We start from the raw sequence: 1,532 nt of genomic DNA on the forward strand, positions 1-1,532 counted from the left end.
AGTTGGATGGTGAGGTAAAGGGTAGGTTGGTCATAGATCCACCGCTTGCTCGTCTGTGGGCTACTTATTATGGGGGAGGTGGGAGTGATCGGGCAAATTCAGTTTCAACGGATGCAAGTGGAAATGTTTTCGTGGTTGGGTGGACTACTTCAACTGATTTTCCGACCTATAATCCAGGCGGAGGTGCATATTTTCAGGGAAGTAATGCGGGGGGTGAGGATGCGTTTATATTGAAATTCACAAATTCAGGAGTAAGGCAGTGGGCTACTTATTATGGGGGAAGTGGGAGTGATTATGCAAATTCAATTTCAACAGATGGAGGTGGAAATGTTTTCGTGGTTGGGTATACTCTTTCAACAAATTTTCCGACCTATGATCCAGGCGGAGGTGCGTATTTTCAGGGAAGCAATGCGGGGGGTGAGGATGCATTTATATTGAAATTCACGAATGCAGGAGCAAGGCAGTGGGCTACTTATTATGGGGGAGGTGGGAGTGATTATGCAAATTCAATTTCAACAGATGCGAGTGGAAATGTTTTCGTGGTTGGGTATACTCTTTCAACAAATTTTCCGACCTATAATCCAGGCGGAGGTGCGTATTTTCAAGGAAGCAATGCGGGGTGGTATGATGCATTTATATTGAAATTCACGAATTCAGGAGTAAGGCAGTGGGCTACTTATTATGGGGGAAGTGGGAGTGATTATGTAAATTCAATTTCAACAGATGTAGGTGGAAATGTTTTCGTAGTTGGGTATACTCTTTCAACAAATTTTCCGACCCATAATCCAGGCGGAGGTGCATATTTTCAGGGAAGTAATGCGGGGGGTGAGGATGCGTTTATATTGAAATTCACAAATTCAGGAGTAAGGCAGTGGGCTACTTATTATGGGGGAAGTGGGAGTGATTATGCAAATTCAATTTCAACAGATGTAGGTGGAAATGTTTTCGTGGTTGGGTATACTCTTTCAACAAATTTTCCGACCTATAATCCAGGCGGAGGTGCGTATTATCAGGGAAGCTTTGCGGGGTATGCTGATGCATTTATATTGAAATTCACGAATGCAGGAGCAAGGCAGTGGGCTACTTACTATGGAGGAAGTATAAACGAAGGTGCAAGCTCAATTTCAACAGATGGAGGTGGAAATGTTTTCGTGGTTGGGTGGACTTTTTCAATAAATTTTCCGACCTATAATCCAGGCGGAGGTGCGTATTTTCAAGGAAGCAATGCGGGGTTGTATGACGCATTTATATTGAAATTCACGAATTCAGGAGTAAGGCAGTGGGCTACTTATTATGGGGGAGGTGGGTATGATTATGCAAATTCAATTTCAATAGATGGAGGTGGAAATGTTTTCGTGGCTGGGTCTACTACTTCAACAAATTTTCCGACCTATAATCCAGGCGGAGGTGCATATTATCAGGGAAGCAACGCAGGGGATGCTGATGCATTTATTTTGAAGTTTGAGGGAGAGGGAATGCTTACGCAAAATTGGACTGTTTCATCAATCACTGTAAGAGTGAATTCTACAAAT

1 protein-coding gene is annotated in these 1,532 nt (G+C 43.1%); it reads left to right on the top strand.

Features of this window, described 5'->3' with window-relative positions:
- The coding region (locus ABDH49_09035; protein MEN3047095.1) for an SBBP repeat-containing protein at positions 1-1,532 on the top strand (1,532 nt) is incomplete at both ends.

The sequence above is a fragment of the Candidatus Hydrothermales bacterium genome (assembly GCA_039630235.1).
GTDB lineage: Bacteria > Hydrothermota > Hydrothermia > Hydrothermales > JAJRUZ01 > JBCNVI01.